The organism is Streptomyces sp. NPDC008001 (assembly GCF_042958085.1).
Lineage (GTDB): Bacteria > Actinomycetota > Actinomycetes > Streptomycetales > Streptomycetaceae > Streptomyces.
On sequence record NZ_JBIBIZ010000003.1, the window covers coordinates 25,987 to 47,608 of the forward strand.

The 21,622-nt window shown below is 72.8% G+C and carries 18 protein-coding genes; 8 read left to right on the forward strand and 10 right to left on the reverse strand.

Translation table 11 applies throughout. The features are described from left to right. The first annotated feature begins 25 nt into the window (after positions 1–25). Positions 26–1,465, forward strand: coding sequence for a DUF6519 domain-containing protein (locus ACFZCD_RS08560; protein ID WP_391829050.1), 1,440 nt, complete (start codon positions 26–28; stop codon positions 1,463–1,465). A gap of 18 nt (positions 1,466–1,483) precedes the next feature. On the opposite strand, the gene ACFZCD_RS08565 is transcribed toward ACFZCD_RS08560, so the two are convergent. Both ACFZCD_RS08565 and ACFZCD_RS08570 read right to left on the reverse strand, forming a co-directional pair. After that, the gene (locus tag ACFZCD_RS08565) at positions 1,484–2,425 is read right to left on the reverse strand and encodes an SMP-30/gluconolactonase/LRE family protein (protein ID WP_391829051.1); all 942 of its coding nucleotides are present in this window, start codon (positions 2,423–2,425) and stop codon (positions 1,484–1,486) included. A gap of 143 nt (positions 2,426–2,568) precedes the next feature. Further along, a complete protein-coding gene (locus tag ACFZCD_RS08570; RefSeq protein WP_391829052.1) occupies positions 2,569–3,801 on the reverse strand; it encodes an MFS transporter in 1,233 nt (410 codons plus the stop codon). Between the two features lie 1,162 nt (positions 3,802–4,963). On the opposite strand from ACFZCD_RS08570, the gene ACFZCD_RS08575 reads away from it, so the two are divergent. Continuing rightward, positions 4,964–5,353, forward strand: coding sequence for a hypothetical protein (locus tag ACFZCD_RS08575; protein ID WP_391829609.1), 390 nt, complete (start codon positions 4,964–4,966; stop codon positions 5,351–5,353). A gap of 56 nt (positions 5,354–5,409) precedes the next feature. On the opposite strand, the gene ACFZCD_RS08580 is transcribed toward ACFZCD_RS08575, so the two are convergent. Continuing rightward, complete coding sequence (locus tag ACFZCD_RS08580; RefSeq protein ID WP_391829053.1) at positions 5,410–6,813, reverse strand: hypothetical protein; 1,404 nt, start codon at positions 6,811–6,813, stop codon at positions 5,410–5,412. Between the two features lie 245 nt (positions 6,814–7,058). On the opposite strand from ACFZCD_RS08580, the gene ACFZCD_RS08585 reads away from it, so the two are divergent. Continuing rightward, on the forward strand, positions 7,059–7,232 hold the full coding sequence (locus ACFZCD_RS08585; RefSeq protein ID WP_391829054.1) for a hypothetical protein: 174 nt from the start codon (positions 7,059–7,061) through the stop codon (positions 7,230–7,232). A gap of 59 nt (positions 7,233–7,291) precedes the next feature. Here ACFZCD_RS08585 and ACFZCD_RS08590 read toward each other — a convergent pair whose 3' ends face one another. Next, positions 7,292–9,742, reverse strand: a complete 2,451-nt coding sequence (locus ACFZCD_RS08590; RefSeq protein WP_391829055.1) for an Orn/Lys/Arg decarboxylase N-terminal domain-containing protein — start codon at positions 9,740–9,742, stop codon at positions 7,292–7,294. Positions 9,743–10,021: 279 nt separating this feature from the next. Here ACFZCD_RS08590 and ACFZCD_RS08595 point away from each other — a divergent pair, with 279 nt between their 5' ends. Next, positions 10,022–10,498: a hypothetical protein gene (locus ACFZCD_RS08595; protein WP_391829056.1), complete on the forward strand. Its 477-nt coding sequence runs from the start codon at positions 10,022–10,024 to the stop codon at positions 10,496–10,498. Between the two features lie 19 nt (positions 10,499–10,517). On the opposite strand, the gene ACFZCD_RS08600 is transcribed toward ACFZCD_RS08595, so the two are convergent. Further along, positions 10,518–11,894, reverse strand: a complete 1,377-nt coding sequence (locus ACFZCD_RS08600) for an erythromycin esterase family protein (protein ID WP_391829057.1) — start codon at positions 11,892–11,894, stop codon at positions 10,518–10,520. 86 nt (positions 11,895–11,980) lie between these two features. Here ACFZCD_RS08600 and ACFZCD_RS08605 point away from each other — a divergent pair, with 86 nt between their 5' ends. Beyond that, positions 11,981–13,591, forward strand: coding sequence for an alpha/beta fold hydrolase (locus ACFZCD_RS08605; RefSeq protein ID WP_391829058.1), 1,611 nt, complete (start codon positions 11,981–11,983; stop codon positions 13,589–13,591). Between the two features lie 15 nt (positions 13,592–13,606). Here the strand turns inward: ACFZCD_RS08605 and ACFZCD_RS08610 are convergent, their stop codons facing one another. Continuing rightward, the gene (locus ACFZCD_RS08610) at positions 13,607–14,263 is read right to left on the reverse strand and encodes a LysE family translocator (protein WP_391829059.1); all 657 of its coding nucleotides are present in this window, start codon (positions 14,261–14,263) and stop codon (positions 13,607–13,609) included. Between the two features lie 83 nt (positions 14,264–14,346). Between ACFZCD_RS08610 and ACFZCD_RS08615 the strand changes: the two genes are divergently transcribed. Continuing rightward, a complete protein-coding gene (locus ACFZCD_RS08615; protein WP_391829060.1) occupies positions 14,347–15,060 on the forward strand; it encodes an MOSC domain-containing protein in 714 nt (237 codons plus the stop codon). Positions 15,061–15,109: 49 nt separating this feature from the next. On the opposite strand, the gene ACFZCD_RS08620 is transcribed toward ACFZCD_RS08615, so the two are convergent. After that, positions 15,110–15,646 (reverse strand): RICIN domain-containing protein, encoded by a 537-nt coding sequence (locus ACFZCD_RS08620; protein ID WP_391829061.1) that lies wholly within the window; start codon positions 15,644–15,646, stop codon positions 15,110–15,112. Between the two features lie 333 nt (positions 15,647–15,979). On the opposite strand from ACFZCD_RS08620, the gene ACFZCD_RS08625 reads away from it, so the two are divergent. After that, positions 15,980–17,173: a saccharopine dehydrogenase family protein gene (locus ACFZCD_RS08625; protein ID WP_391829610.1), complete on the forward strand. Its 1,194-nt coding sequence runs from the start codon at positions 15,980–15,982 to the stop codon at positions 17,171–17,173. A 160-nt stretch (positions 17,174–17,333) separates the two neighbouring features. Here ACFZCD_RS08625 and ACFZCD_RS08630 read toward each other — a convergent pair whose 3' ends face one another. After that, positions 17,334–18,551, reverse strand: coding sequence for a beta-ketoacyl-[acyl-carrier-protein] synthase family protein (locus ACFZCD_RS08630; RefSeq protein ID WP_391829062.1), 1,218 nt, complete (start codon positions 18,549–18,551; stop codon positions 17,334–17,336). A gap of 199 nt (positions 18,552–18,750) precedes the next feature. Between ACFZCD_RS08630 and ACFZCD_RS08635 the strand changes: the two genes are divergently transcribed. Beyond that, positions 18,751–19,884, forward strand: a complete 1,134-nt coding sequence (locus ACFZCD_RS08635; protein WP_391829063.1) for a permease — start codon at positions 18,751–18,753, stop codon at positions 19,882–19,884. Positions 19,885–19,922: 38 nt separating this feature from the next. On the opposite strand, the gene ACFZCD_RS08640 is transcribed toward ACFZCD_RS08635, so the two are convergent. Both ACFZCD_RS08640 and ACFZCD_RS08645 read right to left on the reverse strand, forming a co-directional pair. Then, complete coding sequence (locus ACFZCD_RS08640) at positions 19,923–20,639, reverse strand: lipoprotein (RefSeq protein ID WP_391829064.1); 717 nt, start codon at positions 20,637–20,639, stop codon at positions 19,923–19,925. Between the two features lie 61 nt (positions 20,640–20,700). Continuing rightward, complete coding sequence (locus ACFZCD_RS08645) at positions 20,701–21,597, reverse strand: CPBP family intramembrane glutamic endopeptidase (RefSeq protein ID WP_391829065.1); 897 nt, start codon at positions 21,595–21,597, stop codon at positions 20,701–20,703. Positions 21,598–21,622 lie beyond the last annotated feature (25 nt).

Consider the following 21,622-nt stretch of genomic DNA (forward strand, 5'->3'; position numbering starts at 1 on the left):
GTTCAACCAGGGAGCCCGAACACCCATGCAAGGCGACTTCTCCCGCGTCACGTTCGACAAGGACCGGCGGTTCTCGGCCGTCCTGGCCCAGCAGGGACGCGTCCAGCTCGACGCGGACCTCAACGAGCAGACCGCCATCCTGATGCACTACATGCGCACCCTCGTTACCGACCTCTTCGGCCCGGCCGTGTACTCCACCGGTCCGGACGGCAACCTTGCCGGAGGTTTCAAGGTCGCGTTCGAGAACGGCACCTTCTCCGTGACGAGAGGCCGCATGTACGTCGACGGCATTCTGTGCGAGTGCGAGCCGACCGACTTCCGGAGCCAGCCCGACCCTCCCCGCGACCCGGAGCAGGCCGAGAAGTTCCCCGAGGGGATGTTCCTGGTCTATCTGAGGGTCTGGGAACAGCTGGTCACAGCGGCCCAGGAACCGTCTCTGCGGGAGGTCGCCCTGGGCCTGCACGGCCCCGACACGAGCGTGCGGACCCGCGTCGTCTGGCAGCTCGACTGGATGCCGGCCGATCCCACGATCTTCTCCCTGAAAGCCGGGCTCTTCCTCAAGAGCAAGCTGGACGAACGGTTCGAGCCCCGCGGCACGCTCGCCGCCGGGGTCACCCGTCCCGAGGAGGGCGCCGCCCCCTGCGACCTGCCCCCCGAGTCCGGCTACCGCGGCCCGGAGAACCAGCTCTACCGCGTGGAGATCCATCAAGGCGGCACCGCGGGCACCGCGACGTTCAAATGGTCCAGGGAGAACGCCTCGGTGGTCCTCCCGATCAGATCGGCCGCCGGCGCCACGCTGGAGCTGGAGTCCCTCGGCCGGGACGGGCGGCTGGGCGTGGAGGCCGGGGACGTCGTCGAGATCGTCGACGACGCGACGGTCCGCCGCGCCGCCGCGGACGAGATCCCCGGCACGCACACCAGCCTGTACCGCGTCGTGGAGGCCGACCACACCGCCCGGCAGGTCGTCCTGCACGCCGACCCCTCGCAGGACCACCATCAGCCGGGCCTCGGCACCGACCCCGCGCTGCACCCCGTCCTGCGCCGCTGGGACCACCGCCCGGAGCCGACGCAGCCGAAGAAGGCACAGGAGGGGGCCGAGGAGCAGCCGCACGTGCGCCGGCACACACTCCTCGTCGAGCAGAACGGCTGGATCGACCTCGAGGACGGCGTCCGGATCCGCTTCGGTGCGGACCAGGACGCGAAGACGCCAAAGAAGTACCGGACCGGTGATCACTGGCTGATCCCGGCGCGCGTGGTCACCGGCGAAGCCGAGTGGCCGAAGGACGAGCAGGGAGAGCCGGACCAGAGGGAGCCGCACGGCGTCGAGTACCACTACGCCCCGCTCGGTCTGGTGAGGGACGCCGCGGGCGAGGGCAAGCGGAACGTGAGTGATCTCCGCACGCCGTTCCGGCAGCCCGCCCCGCAACCCATGGGACCCGACCAGCCCGGCCAGCCCGACCAGTAACCCGGAGGGGTCGAGGGATCAGCGGAGGGTCACCTTCAGGATGCGGCCCGAGGCCTCCACCACGAACAGGGCGTGCTGGGCGCTGTGTTCGCCGAAGGCGCGGGCGACCCGGACGCTGCTGGGCATGTGCAGCCCGCTCGCCAGGACGCAGGAGCGGCCGGTGTCCGGGTACACCCGGATGAGCTGGCCGTTGCGGAAGGAGGCGACGACCAGGCTCCCGTCGGCGTAGGTGAGGTCGTCGAGGAGCTTGATGTCCAGGAGGTTCCTGCTGAGCCGCGTGACCGTCGTACGGCGGGCCGGGTCGTTCAGCGGGATGCGGAAGACCGGGGACGAAGTGTCGGTGATCGCGCTCGCGTACAGCAGGTCGCCGGCGATCTCCAGGCCGTTGGCGCCGAAGACATCCGCGGCCCGGGTCCACTCCTCGTCCCTCGTGCCGTCGGGGCGGACCTTCACGATGCCGGTGGTGAGCTCGCGGCTGAGGTAGAAGTTGCCGGCGGCATCGATGGCCAGGCCGTTGATGCCCCGGATCCCGCCCACGACCTTCTCGGGCACCGGCGTCGCCGCGGCCGGGTCGAACCGCATGATGCCGCCGTCCGTCGCCAGCGGGCTCACACCGTAGTTGACGTACATCATGCCGTCGGGGCCGCGCCGGAGACCGCCGGGGCCGCTCACCGGGAAGCTGGTCCTCAGCGTCCCGTCGGGGGCGTATCCCTCGACGCGGTTCTTGACGAGGTGGGACACCCAGAGCATGCCGCGGCCGTCGAATTCCAGGTTCTCCCGCCAGTCGAGGACCGGGATGCCGCCCTTGCGGAAAACCTCCACGCTCGCCTGCCGCTCGCACGACCCGAGGCGGGCCGCGGCCGGGGCCGGCGCCCCCGCGGCGGCGGCCGGCACCTGCGAGCCGCCGGCCAGGAGCGCGGAGACCAGGCCTGCCGCGAAGAGCGCCTTGCGTATGCGCACCGTCATTCCGTTCGTCGGGGGCAGATCGGGGGGCAGAGCCGTCGCCGAAGCGTCACGACCTGGCCTTTTCAACTGAGAGGAACCGGGGGTGAGTTGAGTTGAGCTGAGCCGGGCTCGACTATAGAAAAACTGAGCAGTAACTATCAATAGGGCTTCGGCCCCGACGCGCCGGCCGAGCGGCTGCGCGAGCAGGGCGAGGCGTGCCTCGGCCGGTCCGGACTGCCGCTCCCGGCCGCCCGTGGCAGTACGAGGCAGGTCAGGGCCAGGCCGGCCGCGCTCAGAAAGGCCCCGGCAAGGCCGGTCCAGCGCAGCGCACCCGCCGCGACCAGCACCCCGCCCAGGGCGGATCCGGCGGCCGCTCCCAGGTTGAAGGCGCCCGCGTTGACCGCGACGGCCAGGGTGGGCGCGGCCCCCGCATACCGCAGGATCAGTCCCTGCAGCGGGGCGATGGTGGCCGTGGCGAGCAGGCCGAGCCCGAGGACCACGAGCACGGCGGTGGGCTGCCATACGACCGCGAAGGGCACGAGGGCCAGGACGCCGGTCAGGCTGCCGAACACGCCTCGTACGGTCGCGGACAGGGACTTGTCGGTCAGCCTTCCGGCCACCGGGTTGCCCAGGACGCTGCCCGCGCCGTAGGCGAGGAGGAGCCCGGAGACGGCTGCCGGGGAGAAGTGCGCGACCCGGCCGAGAAGCGGCGCGAGGTAGGTGAAGACGGTGGTCACGCCCGAGAAGCCGACCGCCGTGGCGGCGATGGCCAGCAGGACGGGCCTGCGGGTGACCACGCGGAGTTCGTCCCGCGGCCGCAGCCGCGTCGCCGGGGCCGGCTGCTCGGGCAGCACGGCGGCCAGCAGCGCGGCGGCGGTCAGGGCGAGGGCGGTCAACGCCCAGAAGGGAGCCCGCCATCCGGCGCTCTGCCCCAGCAACGAGCCCAGCGGTACGCCGAGCAGAGTGGCCACCGCGAAGCCGGAGGCGACCGTCGCAATGGCCGTTCCGGTCTTCTCCGGCGGCACCACACCGGTCGTGATCACCATCGCCACCGCCAGAAAAGCGGCGTGGCTGAGGGACGAGACCACGCGCCCGGTCACCAGCACGCCGAAGGAGGGGGCGAGGGCGCAGACCACGCTGCCCGCCGCGAACAGCAGCATCAGCCCCACGGCCAGCCGCTTGCGGGGCAGCCGGGAGGTCAGCATCGTGATCGCCGGGCCGCCGATCACCACGCCGAGGGCGTAGGCGGTGACGGACTGCCCGGCCGTCCCCTCCGGTATCCCGAGGTCCGATCCGACCTGCGGCAGCATGCCCGAGATCAGGTATTCGGCCGTGCCGACGACGAAGACGCTCGCGCTCAGGGCGGCGAGCGGGAGGAAGCTCTTGCTCATGCCGCGGACGCTAGACTCTGACATCGATGTAAGGGTCAAGTAGTCGTGGGGATCCGCAGGGCGAGCGGCTCGTTCCCACCTGCTCCGACCTGCTCGCGGACCTCTGCAGGGAACGCGACCGGATCACGCGCGCCATCACCGACCTGCAGACTTCCCGGGCCGCGCTCGACGGCGTCATCGCCGCGGCCCCCGCCGAGGTGGCCCACCGGGCGTCGGTCTCGCTCGGGGCGGCCGTGCCTGCGTGACGGTCCGTCTGACGTGCTGTATCACGCGGGTCGTCCCGACTGGCGCGTGCCCGCTGGGCTGACGGTGTTTGCCCCTCCCGCCGGGGCCGGCTCACGCGGGTGAAGATGCCGGGCGGGAGGTTCGGCGGGCCGCCTCGCGCGGTACGGCTGCCGCAATCGGCGCGGACCCGGTGTCCGTGGCGGAGCCCGGACCGGGAACAGGCGGCGGTGGCGCAATGAGAGGCTTCACGCGGGGATGGCGGACACGGGCGGGGGTCGCTATCGCTGTGATCACCGCGGTGACGGCGGCGTCCGCGGGACCCGTGGTGGCGGGCCGGGAGCGCGGGCCGGGCGCCGCCGTCGAGGCGGTGATGCGGAAACCCGCGTACGCGCACGCACGGTGGGGCCTGCTGGAGGTCGACGAGAAGGGGCGCACCGTCCGGTCGGAGAAGGCCGGTGAGTTCTTCATCCCCGGCTCCGCGGCCAAGCTGTTCAGTGTCTCGGCCACCTGGCGGACCCTCGGCGGCGGCCAGCGGTTCACCACACCCGTGCTGGCCGTGGGGCACCGGCACCGGGCGGATCGCCCTCATCGAGGCGCTCGGCCGCGCAGGCGTCACCGTCCACGCACCCGCGACCGGGCCCAACCCGGCCGGCCTCCTGCGGCGCGCCCGGAGCGGCACGGAGCGCGTCGCGGCGTACGTGTCCCCGCCCTACACCGAATACGCCAAGGTCATCCTCAAGGTCAGCCACAACCTCGGCGCCAACCTGAGCATCTGCCTGATGGCCGTGCACGCCGGAAGCCACCGCTGCGACGACGGCTTCCGGTCGCTGACCGCCTTCCTCCGTAAGGCCGAGGTCGACCCGCGTCAGCTGCAACTCCTGGACGGGCGCGGCGGCAACCCCGTGGACCGCGTCACCCCGGGGCGTTCCCCCGCCTGCTGCGGTTCCGGGAGCGCACCCCCGAGGCGGCCCGGTTCCGCAGGGCCCTGCCGATCCTGGGCGTGGACGGCTCGCTCGCCGGCTCCTGCACCCGCGCGGCCACCTGCCCGGCCCACGGCAAGGTCTTCGTCAAGCCCGGCACGGTCGCGGGTTTCGACGCCGTCAACGACCGGGGGGCCGTGGGCGGGGACACCCTGGCCGGCTACTTCGACACCGGCCACGGCCGGCGCCACACCTTCTTCATCGGTGTCAACGGCGCCTCCGCACCCGACATCGAGGGCCTCCTGGGCATCCTCGACGACCTCAACCACATCGCGGCCCTCCTCCAGCAACAGGCAGCAGCCATGCGCGGGCACGGGGCGCGGCACCGCGTCGCGCCCCGGCACTGACGGCCCGACAGTCAGGGCGCGCGCCCGGGTGCGGGCCGGCTCCGTGGCTCCCGGCGTCAGTCCATCCGGGCGTCCCACCGGGCGAGGATGCCGGGCCGGTCCCGCAACCCCGCGGTGATCAGCCGCGCGGCGTTCCGGGCCGGCCATGCCCAGGAGTGGTCGTTCTCGGGGCGCGCGATCTCGGCGTCGTAGGCGGGCGCGTCGAAGCGGTACTCGGGGAGCACGGGCGCGGGCTGCTCGGACGGCAGGGTGTCCGGGTGGCGCCAGTCGCTCCACACCACGTGGTCCCCGTCGCGCCGGATGGTGACGTAGGGGGCGCCGCAGCAGCCCTCGGTGCAGTACGCCTCGGTGAGCTGCACTTCCCGGGGTTCTGCCGTGGCCCGCAGGGCCGCCGGGCGTGTGAAGGGCTGCCGTGCCGCACGGCGTATCCAGTGGACCCTGCGGCGGTCGGTGCGGTCGGCGCATTTGGTTGGCTCGGTGGGATCTGCGGGGTCGCCGGCCGGTACGGCGGCGGCCCAGGCGGGTGAGGTCAGCAGGGATTCCAGGATGTCGAGGAGCGCTTCGCGTCGCCCGGGCCGCCAGTCGAGGAGAACACCGGGTCCGCTGTGCAGGTCGAGGGCGACGGAGAGAAGGATCGCGTAGTGGTCGACCCCGGGGCGCAGCCGGCAGGCACGGGTGACGAAGGCCTCGTACGCGGCGACGGCCCGGTCGTAGGCGAGGATCTCGCACTGGTAGGTGCCCGCCCCGGCCATCCTGGACAGCAGGCGTCCCGCTTGGGCGAGGGGGCGGGCGTCGACGGGATCATCGCTGATGACATCGTCGAGCATGACGGCCTCGGCAATCCTGCGGGCGGTTGCGGACCCCACGGCGCGGCGGTCGAGGGAGACGGCCAGCAGACCGGCGCGGGCCGCCCGGTCGTCGTGGGCGAGCAGGGCGTCGACCAGGCGGCGCAGCTCCCGGCCCTCGATGTACCGGCTCAGCCACACCAGGGCCGCAGCCGGGCAGTCGATCGAGGTGAGGGCCGTGATGACCGGGCGGGTGAACGTCCGGAAGAGGCCGAGGACCTTGAGGCAGGGGACGTCCTCGGGCTCGCCGAGACGGGCGAGAAGGCCGAGTCCGACGCTCACGGCCGGTGCACTCGTGCCCGTACGGACCAGACAGCGGCCGAGGGCGCGGGCCGCCGCTTCATCTTTCAAGGGCAGCTCGGCGAGGGCGTGCCGGACGTGGCTGACGCCTGCGCCCAGTTCGTGGAGGCGGCGGTGCACTTCGTCGGCGGCGCGGACCGTGTCGGGTTCGGTCAGCAGCGGGACGATGGCGTCCGTCGCGGCCGCCCGGGCTTCGGCCCGGTCGACGCTGCCGGGCCGCCCGGGCTTCGGCCCGGTCGACGCTGCCGGGCCGCCCGGGCGGGGCCGGGGCCGTGGTCGCCGTGGCCGGATCAGGGTCCGGCAGGCGGTAGCCACCCCTGGGGAGGAGGCCGTCGGGCTCTGCGTCGTGCAACTGCAGGGCGTAGGTGTAAAGGGAGATCCGAGGGGTGAGCGCGCTGCGCTCTTCCTGGCTGCTCACCAGGCGGGGTGGGACTCGATTCCGTAGGTCATGCGGAGGATCCTTCCAGACCCGCCGGGTCGGCCGCCGGCGGCTATCGCGGGGCTTGTGGGGCTTGGTGCGGAGCGCTGCCGCGGACAGAGTGTCAGTCCTTGAGCGCGGCGTGAGCCTGACCAGGTCCGTCGAGGAGGCTGTCGCCGCGCGGGACGAGCTGTTCCCGGAACAGGCGCACACCGTACGCCCGCACGCCGCCGTGCCGGCCGTCGTGGAGGCGGTGCGGCACCGCCTCCACGACGGCGGTCGCCTCGGGCGACGCACGCTGCGGGCACGGCGGTGATCGGCGTACGGCCGCAGACGCGCTGAGCCGCTTCGCCGCCCCCGCCGCCCCGGCCGGGATCAGTCCGCGCCCGCCCCGGACCCGGCCGGGTCCGCCGCCGACGCGGCCTCCCGCCCTTCCCCGGCCGCGTGCCCGGACTGCTGGGCCGGGATGCGGCGCACGCATTCGATGAGGTAGTCGCCGTTGTCCGGGTCCATCGTGACGCCGTGGGCCTCGCTGTGGAAGCCCGGGAACCGCCGGTCGAAGGATTCCAGGGCGCCCAGGTAACGCAGCAGCGGGCCGTCCGGGCCGCCGGTGTTCTCACCGGGCATCAGGACCGGGATGCCGGGCGGGGTGACCGTGACCATCGCGGCCGCCACCCGGCCGGCCGCGTCGGCCAGCCGGACCCGCTCGGTGCCGCCCCGGATCAGTTGCTGGTAGCAGTGCTGGGGCGGAGTGACGGGCTCGGGCAGGTCCTGGAAGGCGGTGTCGAGCAGCTCGACCAGGTTCGTCTCGCGCAGGTGCCCGTGCATCTCCTGGCACAGCCCCTGCAGCGTCCCGCCGGTGTAGCGCCGGGGGTGGGCCTCGACGAGGCCGGGCAGCACGCGCTCCAGCGGCGCGTCCTGGTCGTAGAGCGCCTTGAAGTCCATCAGGGCGTCCATCAGCGTTCCCCACTTGCCCTTGGTGATGCCCATGGAGAACAGGATGAGCGTGGTGTAGCTGTCGGTCTTCTCCACCACGATGTTCCTGGTGGCCAGATAGGCCGTCAGCACGCGGGCGGGGATGCCGCGGTCGGACATCCGGCCGGCGGCGTCGATGCCGGGGCAGGTGAGGGTGACCTTGACGGGGTCGAGCAGGCAGTAGCCCTCGGCCAGCCCCTGGAAGCCGTGCCAGTCGGCGCCCGGCTCCAGCTGCCAGCAGGACGGCTCGGTGCGCAGCAGCTCCGCCGGGGCGTCGGCGAAGGGCAGCCGGTCGCCCGTGGCCGGGTCGGTGACCGTGTCGGGCTGCCAGACGCCGAAGAACCAGCCGGGCCGGTCGCCCGCGGCCGCGATGCGCCGGCCGGTGCGCACCACCGTCTGACGGAAACGGACGGCCTCGGTCACCGCTTCGTCGATCAGCCAGCGGCCCTGCGGCCCGTCCATCATCGCGGCGGCCACGTCCAGGGAAGCGATCATCGGATACAGCGGCGAGGTGGTGCCGTGCATCATGAACGCCTCGTTGAACCGCTCGTGCTCCACCGGCGCCCGCGGCGAGGGCTTGACGTGCACCATGGCGCTCTGCGACAGGGCGGCCAGCAGCTTGTGCGTGGACTGCGTGGAGAAGACGGTGGGGCGCTCGGGCCCGGGGAAGGTGCCGGGGCCCACCGCCATGCCGTAACGCCCCGCGTAGAGGGGGTGGAACCGGGCGTACGCGAACCAGGCCTCGTCGAAGTGCACCCGCGGCGTGCTCGGGGCGAGGGCCCGGGCGACCTGGAGCGTGTCGTAACACAGCCCGTCGTAGGTGGAGTTGGTGAGCACCGCGTACTGCGCCTCGGGGGACACGGCGCCCCGGGTCAGCGGGTTCCGGGCGATCCGGGAGGCGACCGACTGCGCCCCGACCTCGGCCGGCGGCAGCGGGCCCGCCAGGCCGTAGCCGTTGCGGGTGGGCACGAGGTAGACCGGCCGCGCCCCCGAGATGACCAGGCCGTGCAGGACCGACTTGTGGCAGTTGCGGTCCACCAGCGCGATCTCGTCGCGCGTGACGCTGAAGTGCCCCACCATGCGGTCGCAGGTCGAGTCGCCGTGCAGCACGAAGTAGGTGCGGTCGGCGCCGAAGATGCGGGCGGCGTTGCGCTCGGCCTCGCCGACCGGGCCCGTGTGCTCGAAGAGGGAGCCGAGCTCCTCGACCGAGATCGACAGGTCGCTGCGCAGCAGCCGCTCCCCGAAGTGGTCGTGGAAGGCCCGCCCGACCGGGGACTTGAGGAAGGCGACGCCGCCGGCGTGGGCCGGGGTGTGCCAGGAGTACTCGTGCGTGTCGTCGAACCGGCGCAGCGCCTTGAAGAACGGCGGGAGCAGGTCCTCCTGGTAGCCGCGGGCGGCCCGGGCGATCCGCCCGGCGATGAACGGCGCCGTGTCCTCCAGCGGCCAGATGTAGCCGATCACGGTCTCGGCCACCCACAGCGGCAGGTGGTCGAGGTCCTCGCCGGGGGTGATCAGGAAGACGGGCAGGTCCCGGAAGCGGCGGCCCACCACGCGCAGCACGTCCGCACCGCCCGGATCGCCGCCGGCCCCGTCCTTCGCCCCGTCCTCCGCTTCGTTCGCCGCCTCGCCCCAGGGCCGGTCACCGCCCCGCGGAAGGGTCCAGTCCACGACGGCGGCGGCCAGACCGGCCTCGGTGCGCAGCACCGCCCGCGCGTCGTCGCTCGTGGAGGCCCAGCGCACCTCGTACCCGGCGGCCTCCAGCTCCTTGCGGATCCGGCGCAGCTGTTCCGCCCCCGTGCTCCCGCTCTCAGGGGTCTCCCGTACCGCGAAGAGAACTGTCCCGTCTGCCATGCGTGTCCCTCTGCTCCTCTGCGTCGGGCGCATCGGCCGTACCGCCCTATCGGCGTACGGTCCGCTGATCCGCGCGAATGCGCGGCCCCGGAGAGACAACCGGAAGATCACGGGTGGCAGCCGGTGACCGGAGTCGAAACCACCCCGTAGGGGGAACTCGTGTGCCTCGTGATGATCTGATACGTCTACGGAGCGCTCACCTCTGCGCATGGCTCACGCGGCGCTCCTCCACAAGTGCTCACGGGCCGTCATGAACGGTGTAACGGGGGGAACCCGGCAATGAACGAAGGCAGCGTCGTCATCACGCTCGTGGTGGCCGCACTGGTGATACGGCGGCAGCTGCGCACCCGGCCGGTGCGCGCGAGGAGCACGGTGGTGCTGCTGGGATTCCTGGGGGTGCTCGGGGCGGCCGCGGCCGCCTTCGGCGTGGCCTCCGTGGTGAAGGAGCATCCGCTGGGCGCCGCGACCGTCGCCGTCGTGGCGGTCAGCCTCGCCGTGGCGGCGGGTTTCGGCGTGCTGCGGGCCCGCACCGTGAAGGTGTGGAGAGCGCCCGGCGGCGAGGCCATGCGTCAGGGGACGCCCGCCACCACGGCCCTGTGGCTCGTCTCCGTCGCGGTGCACATCGGCTTCGACAAGTGGATCGACCACACCACGGGTACGGGGCTGCTCGGGCCCTCGACCCTCTGGCTGTACGTGACCGTGACCCTCGTCGTGCAGTGGCTCCTCGTACGGCGCCGGGCCGCGGCCCTGTCCTGAGACAGGGCCGCGCACACGGCTACTCCGGCGCCGGCACGGACGCGTGCACGTGGTGCAGGTGCACGACGACGTCGAAGGCGCGGCCCAGCGCGAGCGGCGGAGCCGGCTGGTTGGGGTAGCGGCCGGGGATGACGAACGTGGGGCGCGCCGTGTTCAGCCAGCCGCCGGTGACCGGGTCGCGGCCGGCCTTGCGCAGGTCGACGTAGAAGTCGCGGTAGCGCACCTGGTCGAGGGTGTGCTCGTTGCTGCCGGGTGCCGCGGGACCGACGTTGTACGTCCCCGAGCCGCCCGTCGCCGTCCTGGCGCGGTAGTCGCCGCCGTAGAGGGAGGTGCCGACGGCGAGGTAGTCGCGGCCGGCGAGCTCGCGCAAGTCGGCGCCCATCGTGACGGGGTAGACCTCGGGCATGACGGACTCGTAGGAGACGTGGCCGTCGTGGGCCGAGACGACGATCCGCTCGCCGGTCTGCCGCTGCCACCACACGGCGGTTTCGGCCATGATCCGGTCGCGGTTGCGGCTCGCGGCCCTCGCCTGGGCCGGGTCGTTCCAGTCGGTGGTGTACTCGGTGGCCATGTGTGCGATGACCCGGGCCTCCTGCAGCACCCACGGGTCCTGCTTCGCGGCCCCGGCCAGCAGCCGGTAAGCGGCCGCCGCGTCCTTCGCGATCGACTTCCGGTCGGCGAGCGGCAGGGCGTTGTAGGCGGCCATGCGCGTGGCCACCCCGGTGGGCAGGGCGCGCAGTGCGGCGTAGTGGCGGCGGAGTCCGGGCGCGAGGGCGGGTTCGTTGCGCTCGGCCCAGGTGAGGATGCGCTCGTGCTGCTCGGGACCGGCGTCGGAGAAGTCCATGCCGACGACCCGGACCTGGCGCGGGCTCGTGCGGTTGTGCTCCCGCATCCAGCCGAACAGGTGCGCGAGCTCCTCCGTGTTCAGCAGGGAGTACCCGTCCTGGAACTCCTCACGCATGATCTGCCGGACGTCGCCCTTGCCGGTCAGAAGGTACGTGTTCAGCCGGGTGGCCGCCGACCAGCTGATCTCCATGGCGTACGCGGAGAAGCCTTCGCGCTCGACCAGCTGCCGGAACAGCCGCTCCTTGACCGTGAACAGCTCTTCCGAACCGTGCGACGCCTCACCGATGCCGACGACGGACGCACCCCGGGTCATCGCCCCGAACGCGTCCAGGTCGTCCGAGGGACCGCCGGGCCCGGCGCTGCGCAGCGGGTGGGCGTACCGCTCCAGGCCGGCCACCACGGCGCGGTCGTCGGCGGCGGCCGGAGCGGTCCGGTCAGCGGTCGCGGACGTGGCCGCCGCGCCGGCGGCCGCCGGGCCCAGGAGTGCGGTCAGGGCGAGCGTCGCGCTCAACGCCGGTGCCAGGGAACGCCGTACTGATATGTGTGCCATGCAGGCTGTTATACAGGGTGCCGTTGCCGCCCAAGGTGCCGCAAATCACGCTTGCCGGGCGCTCGCAACCCGGCTGGGATAGGCCCATGGTGATGAAGGAGACCGGGCAACGGCGCACCTCGCGGCCCGTACGCCACGGCGTGGCCCTCGGTGCCCTGACCCTGCTCGCGACGACCGCCCTCGCTCCCGCCGCTCAAGCAACTCCCGCCGCTCAAGCAGCTTCCGCAGCTCAGGCGGCTCCCGCCCCGGCGTCGCCTGTGGCGTGGCGGCCGTGCGCCGAGGCACCTGCCGGACACCCGGTCGAGTGCGGCACGATGCGCGTACCGCTCGACTGGAAGAAGCCGGCCGGAGAACGGACCGACGTCAAGGTCACGCGGGTTCCGGCCCGGGACCGGGCGCACCGCATCGGCTCACTCTTCTTCAACCCCGGCGGCCCCGGCGGTGAGGGCGCCTCCATGCTCGCCTACGGCAGGGCGGACATGCTGTTCGACGAGCCGCTGCGGGACCGGTTCGACATCGTCAGCCTCGACCCGCGGGGCACCGGAGGCAGCCGGGCGCTCGACTGCGGACCCGTCCTCGACCCCGGCCAGGTCGTCCTGCCCCGCAGCGCCCGCGAGTTCGAGGAGATGAAGCGGAACAGCCGGGCCCGGGGCGAGCGGTGCCTGGCCCGGCACGGCGACCTCGTCCGCCACGTCGACACCGCCTCCGTCGCCCGCGACATGGACGCCTTCCGGGCCGCGCTCGGTGAACGGCGCCTCACCTACCTCGGCGTGTCCTACGGCACCTACCTCGGCGCGACCTATGCCCGGCTCTTCCCCCACCGGGTCCGGGCCATGGTCCTGGACGGCCCGCTCGACCACGCCTCGGGGGCCGCCCGCTTGATGCTCGAAGAAGCCACCGTCATGGAGGGCGAGTTCGACCGCTTCGCCGCCTGGTGCGCCCGGGACACCGCGTGCGCCCTCCACGGTGAGGACGCGGGGAAGGTCTACGACCGGGTCGTCGCCCGGGCCGACCGCGCCCCGATCCCGGCACCCGGAGCGCAGGGGAGGCCCGCCGTCAACGGGGACTGGATCCGCATGGCCCTGCCCGACCAGCTCGTGCGCGTCCGCCTGCTGGAGGACGCCCTGGGCTTCGACGCGTGGGCGAAGCTGGCCGAGCAACTGGCCGCCGCCGACCGGCACAACGACGCCACGGGCCTCGTCGAAGGCGGAAGCTACGTCGGCAAGCAGGACAGCGCCTACACCGCCGTCTCCTGCCTGGACCTCCCGCCGCAGTTCACCGGCTACGCCGACGCGGCCGACCGCCTCGCGCGGGCCCGCAAGGCCGCCCCGCGCACCGGCGCGGCCGTCGAGGGCTGGGTCATCTCCGCCAGCTGCGCGGACTGGCCCGTCGAGGCGACCAGCCCGTGGCAGCCGACGCCGGTGCGCGGCGCGCCCCCCGTCCTGATCGCCGCCAACACGCACGACCCGTCCACGCCCCTGGCCGGAGGCCGCCGCCTCCAGCACCAGATCGCCGGCAGCGAACTGCTCGTCACGGACGTGAACGGCCACGTCTCCTCGTACAACTCCGCCTGCGCGCGCGGGCGCGAGACCGCGTACCTGATCAGCACGAAGATCCCGGAAGAGCTCACCTGCCCGGCGCCGGAGGCCGCGGACGGCTCCGGCGGCGGTTCCGGCGGGCCGGGAAAGGCATCCTGACGGACGTCCGGCTCGTCAGTCGCCGAGGGCGAGCCGGACGCCGAAGGCGGCGATGACGGTGCCGGTGACCCGGTCGAGGACCCGGCGCGCCGAGGCCTTCTGCAGAGTGGTGCGGAGCGCCCGGGCGAAGGCGATCAGGACGGCCGCCCAGAGCGAGGCGAACACGATGTGGACGCAGGCCAGCAGGGTGCCGGTCGCCACGTGCGGGGCGCCCGCCGGGATGAACTGCGGCAGGACGGCCACGTAGAAGGCGCCCATCTTCGGGTTGAGCAGGTTGGTCACGAGGCCCCGGCGCCAGCCGGCCCGGAAGCCGTCACCGGCGTCCGGGGACTCCTCCGCGGTGTCCGCGGCGGCGGACCCGGACTCCGCACCGCCCCGCCGGCGCAGGGCCGGTATCAGGATCCGGCCCCCCATCCACACCAGATACGCGGCACCCGCCCAGCGGAGGACCGTGTAGGCGAGGTGGGAGGCGGTCAGCAGGGCAGTGATGCCCAGCGAGCTGAGCACGCCCCAGACGAGGGTGCCGGTCTGGATCCCGAGCACCACGCCCCAGGCGCGCCGGCGGTGGCCGAGGGCGGCGGTGCGCAGGATGAGGGCGGTGTCGAGGCCGGGCGTGAGGGTGAGGAGCCCCACGATCAGGGCGAAGGATCCCAGGGCGGAGAGAGTGATCATGGACGGTCACTGTACCGCCGGAACGTTGAACTCCCCATTTCCTGCCCGGAATCGGGCAGGAGGCATGCAGTATCGTCCCTCGAATGACCGGAGTGATAGGAACGATCGAGGCGATCTGGCGCTATCCCGTCAAATCAACGGGTGGTGAGCGGCTGCCGCGCGCGGACGTGGGCACGCGCGGACTCGAAGGCGACCGCCTGTTCGCCGTGCGGGACGCCGAGGGCAAGCTCGGCTCGGGCAAGAACACCCGCCGCTTCCGCCGCATGCCCGGCCTGCTGCACCTGCGCTCCCGCTACCCGGACGGGCCGGCGGGCCGCCCCGGGCTGCTGGACCCGCACGGCACCGCCGTACCGGACCCGGACGCCTACCTCCGCCGTTACCTCGGCCGGGACGACGTGGAACTGGCCCGCGAGGGCACCGTCTCCCACTTCGACCAGCTCCCCCTCAGCGTCCTCACCACCGCCACACTCGGCTGGGTGCGGGCCGCCGTCCCGGGCGTCCCGGTCGACGAGCGCCGCTTCCGCCCGAACCTGCTGGTGAGGACCCCGCCGGGCACACGTCCGTTCGTGGAGGACGAGTGGTTCGGACGTACGGCGCGGATCGGTGACGGACTGTGCGTGGAGTTCGTGCGCTCCAGCGAGCGGTGCGTCATGACCAACCAGGCCCAGCAGGACCTGCCGCACTCCCCGCTGGTCCTGCGGGCGATCGCGGCCGCCCACGAAGCCCGGCTGGACGCCCTGGCCACGGTGGTGCGGCCGGGCCCGGTGAGCGCCGGGGACACTGTCCGCCTCGTCTGACCGGGCCCGGCCGCCGCGCCGGGCGCCCGCCGGGAGCCGTGCGGGAAACCTAGGACGCTATCGCCCACTTCAGCTGGGCCGGCGCCGACGCCGGGCTTCCGGAGTACTTCGTGGTGTACGCGGGCGCCTTGCCGTAGTCGTCGCCCCCGCTGCCCAGGTACCAGCCCTCCGCCTCGTTCTTGATCAGCTTGGTGGAGGCGTCGTAGGACCACTTCAGCTGCGCGGGCGCGGACGCCGGGTCGCCCGTGTACTTCGTCGTGTACGCGGGGGACTTGGCGGACGAGGTGTCACCGCCGCTGCCGAGGTACCAGCCGTTCGCCTCGTTCTTGATGAGCTTGGTGGAGGGGTCGTAGGACCACTTGAGGTTGCCGGGCGCCGACGCCGCCTCGCCCGAGTACTTGGAGGTGTACGCGGGGGCCTTGGCCGAGGAGGTGTCACTGCCGCTGTCGAGGTACCACCCGGCCCCCTCGTTCTTGATCGGTGCCGGTGAGGGGGAGTCTGCCTGGCCCGTCCCGGGGACCAGGGCCACCAGGGCTGCTGCGGCCACGAGGATCGCGGACCGCCGGGCGAGCGGGTGCACTGGCATGGTCGTCCTGCCGTTTCTGCGCGTGGTTTCGAGAAGGCGAACGGTTCGCCTCAGAACCGCACTGTCGGCAATGAGCATGAGCCAGCGGCCGTTCCGTACCCACCGGAACCGTCCCCCACCACCGGTTCGTGCATGGGCATACGGCTCCGCCGGGTGCGCAGCGGCGGTGCCGCGCGTTCGCGGGCGCCCGGCGTGCGGCGGGCATGCTGCCCGAACGCAGTACCCCGCGGCGGCCTTTCGTGCGCAGAATGGCTCCGGTAGCGGGGGGACACGGGAACGCACGCGAGAAGGGACGCACCACCGGTGACTTCGATCGCAGCAGCCGGCAGCTCCATGAACCGGCAGTCAGGACCGGAACGGCCGTACGACGTCGTGCTCTTCGGGGCGACCGGCTTCGTCGGGGAGCTCACGGCCGCCTACCTGCTCGCGCACGCGCCGGAAGGCTGCCGGTGGGCGCTCGCCGGACGCGGCCGGGCGAAGCTGGAACAGCTGCGGGAGCGGCTCGCCGCGCTCGACCCCGTACGGGCCGCCGCGGTGGACCTGGTGACCGCGGACGCGGGCGACCCGGGCGCGATGCGCGCGCTCGCCGGGTCCGCGCACGTCGTCGCCTCGACCGTCGGCCCGTACATCTGGTACGGCCAGGAGCTGGTGGCCGCGTGCGCGGAAGCGGGCACCGACTACACGGACATCACCGGCGAGCCGGAGTTCGTGGACCTCATGTACCTGCGCCACGGCGCGCGGGCCGCGGAGACCGGCGCCCGGATCGTGCACGCCTGCGGTTTCGACTCGATGCCGCACGACCTCCTCGCGTACTTCACCGTCCGGCAACTGCCCGAAGGCGTGCCGCTGACGGTCGACGGCTTCGTCCGGGCGTCGGGCCTCATCTCCGGCGGGACGTTCACCACGTCCCTGGCGATCGCCGCGAGGCAGCGCCGGGCGCTGGCCGTGGCGCGCGAGCGGAGCCGGTGCGAGCCGCGGCCGGCCGGGCGCCGGGTCCGGGCCCCGCTGGGCGCGCCGCGGTTCAGCAAGGAGACGGGGACGTGGGCGCTGCCGCTTCCCACGCTTGACCCCCAGGTCGTCCGCCGTTCGGCCGCGGCCCTGGACCGCTACGGCCCCGACTTCCGCTACCGCCACTACGCGTCCGTGAAGACGCTGCCCATGGCCCTGGCCGGGCCGGCCGGCGTGGGCGTGCTGGCCGTGGCCGCGCAGGTGCCGCCCCTCCGGTCCTGGCTGGCGGGCCGCTACGCGCCGGGCCGGGGCCCGGACGCGGAGCAGCGGGCCCGCGCCTGGTTCCGGGTGCGGGCCGTGGGCGAGGGAGGGGGCCGGCGCGTGTTCACCGAGGTCTCGGGCGGAGACGCGGGTTACGACGAGACGGCGAAGATGCTGGCGGAAGCGTCGCTGTGCCTGGCCCTGGACGACCTGCCGGTGACGTCCGGGCAGGTCACGACGGCCACGGCCATGGGCGACGCGCTGACCGGACGGCTGCAGGCCGCCGGCATCCGCTTCCGCGTCGCCCACAGCGGCTGACGCGCCGCCGCCCGCCCGGGACGCGCCGCCTTCAGCACTGGGGGCGCTTGCCGTGGTTGGCCGCCTTGCGGCGGGCCCTCTTCTTGCGGCGTCGCTTCGAGGACATGCCGTCTCCTCTCGTGGACTTCCCCCAAATTTATCCGGTTATGGCGTGATGCGCTCACCGGGTCACGACGAGGCTGACGTTGTGCCCGCCGAAGCCGAAGGAGTTCACCAGCCCGGCAGACCAGTTCCCGGCGCGGGCCTCGCCGTGCACCACGTCCAGCTCGATGCCCGGGCCGGGCTCCCCGAAGTTGCGGACCGGGGGCAGCACGCCGTCCCGGAGCGTGAGCAGGGCGGCGACCGCGGCCACCGCGCCGGAGGCCCCCAGCATGTGCCCGGTCACCGACTTCGTCGCTGTGACCGCCACGTGCCCGCCGAGCGCCTCCGTGATCGCCTGTGCCTCGGCCAGGTCCCCCGACTCCGTGGACGTGGCGTGCGCGTGGACGTTGTCGACGTCCTGCGGCGCGAGGCCCGCGTCGCGCAGGGCCGTCCGGACGGCGTGCACCTGGCCCTCCGCGTCCGAGGCGGTGATGTGGTGCGCGCTGGAGGAGACGGCCGCACCGGCCAGCCGCCCGTACGTACGGGCCGAGCGGGCCCGGGCGAACCCGGCGCGCTCGAGCACCACCAGGCCCGCGCCCTCGGCCATGACGAAGCCGCTGCGGCCCGCGTCGAACGGCCGCGAGACCGCCCGGGGGTCGCCGTCGTCCGTGGAGAGGGCCTTCATCTGCGCGAACGCGGCGATGCAGAACGGGTGCAGGGACGCCTCCACGCCGCCCGCGACCACCACGTCGGCCCGCCCCGCCCGGATGAGGTCGAGGCCCATCGCGATGGCCTCGGCCCCGGAGGCGCACGCGCTCACCGGCGTCCGCGCGCCGCCCCGCGCGCCCAGCTCCATGCTGACCCACGCGGCCGGGCCGTTGGGCATCAGCATGGGCACCGCGTACGGGGAGAGTCGGCGCGGCCCCGACCGCTCGAAGACGTCGTCCTGCCCGAGCGTGGTGAGGATGCCGCCGGTTCCCGTGCCGATGACCACGGCGAGCCGCTCCGGCTCCACCTGCGGCTGCCCGGCGTCCTGCCACGCCTCCCGCGCGCCGATCATCGCGAGCTGCTCGCACCGGTCCCACCTGCGCGCCTCCACGCGCCCGAGCAGCGACACCGGATCCACCGGGAGCGACCCGGCCACGTGCACCGGCAGGCCCGCCGCCCACTCCTCGCCGAGCCGGGTCACCCCGGACTCCCCGGCGACCATGGCCCGCCACGTCTCCGGGATGCCGGCGCCGAGCGGCGTGATCCCCCCGACGCCCGTCACGACTGCCTCGCTGGTGCTGCTGCTCATCCTCGCCCCTCCATGCGTAAGTGAGAAATCAACAAGCTGCCGCGCGAACCCGGACTCCTGATCCACCGGCACGAAGACGACACTGCCAGCACGTTGCCGGAATCCCTGTTCGATCAGGCCCACGGAATCGGAGGCCGGAATCTGTAAGATCAGAACAATGCCGTAGGTGCCACGTCAGCCGGGAGAAGGGTTGGGGCGCATGCCGGCGATCCTGCACGCGCTGTCCATCGCCGGGTCCATGGCCTGGGAGATCACCTGGGCGCTGGTCCTGGGATTCGCCCTGTCCGCGGTGGTCCAGGCGGTGGTGCGCAAGTCCACCGTCGTCGCCCTCCTCGGCGATGCCCGCCCCCGCACCCTGGCGCTCGCCACGGGGCTGGGCGCGGCCTCCTCGTCCTGCTCCTACGCGGCCGTCGCGCTGGCCCGGGCGTTCTTCCGCAAGGGCGCCGACTTCACCGCCGCCATGGCCTTCGAGATCGCCTCCACCAACCTGGTGGTCGAGCTCGGGGTGATCCTCGCGCTCCTCATGGGCTGGCAGTTCACCCTGGCGGAGTTCGTGGGCGGCCCCCTCATGATCGCCGTCCTGGCGGTGCTCTTCCGGCTGCTCCTCCGCCCGTCGCTGCTGCGCCAGGCCCGTGCGCAGGCCCGGCGCGGGGTGGCCGGCTCGATGGAGGGCCACGCGTCCATGGACATGTCCGTCCGGCGCGAGGGCACCTTCGCGCGGCGCCTGTTCTCCGGCGAGGGCTTCACGTCCACCGCGCACATCTTCGTCATGGAATGGGCCGCGATCCTGCGCGACCTGCTGGCCGGCCTGCTGATCGCCGGAGCCATCGCGGCCTGGGTGCCCGACGCCTTCTGGCAGGCGTTCTTCCTCACCGACGACCCCGGGGCGGCCAAGCTCTGGGGCCCGCTCGTCGGCCCGCTGGTCGCGATCGCCTCGTTCGTGTGCTCCATCGGCAACGTGCCACTGGCCGTGGTGCTGTGGAAGGGCGGCATCAGCTTCGGCGGCGTGGTCGCGTTCATCTTCGCCGACCTGCTGATCCTGCCGATCCTCAACATCTACCGGAAGTACTACGGCGCCCGGACGGCCCTCTTCCTGCTGGGCACGTTCTACGTGGCCGCGGTCCTCGCCGGATACGCCGTCGAATTCGCCTTCGGCGGCCTGGGCCTCGTCCCCGACCGGGCGCATGCGACGATTCCCGCGGAAGGGGTGAGCTGGAACTACACCACCTGGCTCAACATCGCCTTCCTCGCCCTTGCCGCCGCGCTGCTGGTGCGCTTCCTCCGCACGGGCGGGAAGGACATGCTGCGGATGATGGGCGGCGACCCGGGCTGAGGGCCGGGGAAAGCCGGCCCTCGGCGGGCACGCGTGATTCAGGAAGCGGGGGCCAGCGTCTTCTTGGCGAGCTCGTACGCCGGGAGCATCTCCCGGTGCTCCGCGCTGTCGAACCCGCCGAGATGCACGACGGTCGTGCCCTTAGGCGTCGTCACGGCAAAGGCGTGTTCCTCGTTCGGCTCGTCCAGAAGGGGGCTCTTCACCTTGTAGGCGACTTCGACGGCCGGGAATTCACCGGCTTTGATGTCGGTGAACTCCTTCTCGGTGACGTGCTTCTCCTCGGCCATGAAGGCCTCCATCGCCCCGCGCGGCGACATGTCGTCCTGCTGGGCCACCCATACGCGGATGTAGCCGATCATGCCCGCGGGCTTCGCGTCGATTTCACAGGCGCCCCGGAAGGACTTGTGACCCAGCCACGCGGCCATCAGCTTCGCGTCCTCGCCCGAACGTCCCTTGGGCTGCCAGGCCTTCGCCACCTCGAACGACGCCGGGAACTCGCACGCCGCCCCGGCGTTCCCCACCCGGCCGCCGTCCTTCCACTCGGCGGCCTTCTTCTTGCCGGCCTCGTCCTTTCCGGTGGGGTCGGCTTCTTTACCGGTTTCCCGCTTCGGCTTCTCGCTCTGCTGCGCCGCCGCCCCGGCCGGAGCCGGGGACTTCCCGTCGGTGTCACCGCCCTTGCCGGCGGTGGACGAGCAGCCGGTGAGCATGCCGATGGTGATGACGGCGGACACGGCGCCCGACGTGAGCTTGCGCATGAAGTATTTCCTCGCTAATCGAACTAACGAGGCAAAAGCTAGTTCTCCGGGAGTGGTCTGTTCAAACCGTTACCTCCGGGGCGCTGTGCGCGGGGTCCGCGCTGTTCGGGCCCTGCGGACCGGCGCTCTCCCGCGCACCGCGTTTCCGGAGCTTCGCCGTGACGGAGAGTGCCGCGCACGTGGCGGCCATCGGGGCGGTCATCAGGAGGGTGACCGATGTGGTGCCCAGGCCCGCGCCGTCGGACAGCAGAACCCCCGAGACGAGGGAGAGGACCATGTTGTTCCCGGCGTGGGCGAGGCTGGCGACCCAGACGCTCCCACTGCCGGCGTACAGCCGGACCAGGATCATTTCCTGGAACAGGAAGGAAACCGTCCAGAACAGCAGGCCCGCCGGGACGCCGGAGAATTCGATGTACCCGGTGAAGGCCAGCGGGAAGTGCCAGGACGCCCAGACGAGTGCTGTGACCGCGGTGGCCCTCGCGGGGCGGCCGGGGCACAGGCGGGGCCTCAGATAGCCGGTCCAGCCGAATTCCTCACCGGCGTAGACCGGCGTCAGCAGCGGCACCACGGCCATGAGGACGAGAATGAAAGCCCACGGCGGCATTCCGCCGGCGAACTCCCGGAGGGGGGAGAGGTCCGGAGCCCACAGCCCCAGTGCCGCCGCGAGCCCGAGGGTGGCGGCCGTAAGGGCCAAGGGGCCGAGCCACGCGGCGAGGTAATAGGGCCACGCGCGCCGCCACCGCAGCCGCAGGCCGGAATCGGCGAAGCCCTCCCTGGTGACCCAGCGGCGCACGACGGTCGCCGCTGCGGCCGGCATGAGGCCGAAGGGAAGCTGCACCAGAGGGTTCTGCAGCGACAGGCCCCAGGCGAAACGGGCCGCAAAGATGTAGGCCCAGCTGGCCCCGAAGCAGATCACCAGGAAAGCGGCCACCCCCTGCTTTCCCGTCCTGCTCGTCATGCTCCTCCTGCCGTATTCCGGCCGT

Excerpts from the sequence above, each read along its gene's own strand:
- ACFZCD_RS08560 (WP_391829050.1), top strand. The coding sequence starts at position 26 with ATGCAAGGCGACTTCTCCCGCGTCACGTTCGACAAGGACCGGCGGTTC.
- ACFZCD_RS08570 (WP_391829052.1), bottom strand. The coding sequence starts at position 3,801 with ATGAGCAAGAGCTTCCTCCCGCTCGCCGCCCTGAGCGCGAGCGTCTTC.
- ACFZCD_RS08590 (WP_391829055.1), bottom strand. The coding sequence starts at position 9,742 with ATGGCAGACGGGACAGTTCTCTTCGCGGTACGGGAGACCCCTGAGAGC.
- ACFZCD_RS08595 (WP_391829056.1), top strand. The coding sequence starts at position 10,022 with ATGAACGAAGGCAGCGTCGTCATCACGCTCGTGGTGGCCGCACTGGTG.
- ACFZCD_RS08600 (WP_391829057.1), bottom strand. The coding sequence starts at position 11,894 with ATGGCACACATATCAGTACGGCGTTCCCTGGCACCGGCGTTGAGCGCG.
- ACFZCD_RS08605 (WP_391829058.1), top strand. The coding sequence starts at position 11,981 with ATGGTGATGAAGGAGACCGGGCAACGGCGCACCTCGCGGCCCGTACGC.
- ACFZCD_RS08610 (WP_391829059.1), bottom strand. The coding sequence starts at position 14,263 with ATGATCACTCTCTCCGCCCTGGGATCCTTCGCCCTGATCGTGGGGCTC.
- ACFZCD_RS08615 (WP_391829060.1), top strand. The coding sequence starts at position 14,347 with ATGACCGGAGTGATAGGAACGATCGAGGCGATCTGGCGCTATCCCGTC.
- ACFZCD_RS08620 (WP_391829061.1), bottom strand. The coding sequence starts at position 15,646 with ATGCCAGTGCACCCGCTCGCCCGGCGGTCCGCGATCCTCGTGGCCGCA.
- ACFZCD_RS08625 (WP_391829610.1), top strand. The coding sequence starts at position 15,980 with ATGAACCGGCAGTCAGGACCGGAACGGCCGTACGACGTCGTGCTCTTC.
- ACFZCD_RS08630 (WP_391829062.1), bottom strand. The coding sequence starts at position 18,551 with ATGAGCAGCAGCACCAGCGAGGCAGTCGTGACGGGCGTCGGGGGGATC.
- ACFZCD_RS08635 (WP_391829063.1), top strand. The coding sequence starts at position 18,751 with ATGCCGGCGATCCTGCACGCGCTGTCCATCGCCGGGTCCATGGCCTGG.
- ACFZCD_RS08640 (WP_391829064.1), bottom strand. The coding sequence starts at position 20,639 with ATGCGCAAGCTCACGTCGGGCGCCGTGTCCGCCGTCATCACCATCGGC.
- ACFZCD_RS08645 (WP_391829065.1), bottom strand. The coding sequence starts at position 21,597 with ATGACGAGCAGGACGGGAAAGCAGGGGGTGGCCGCTTTCCTGGTGATC.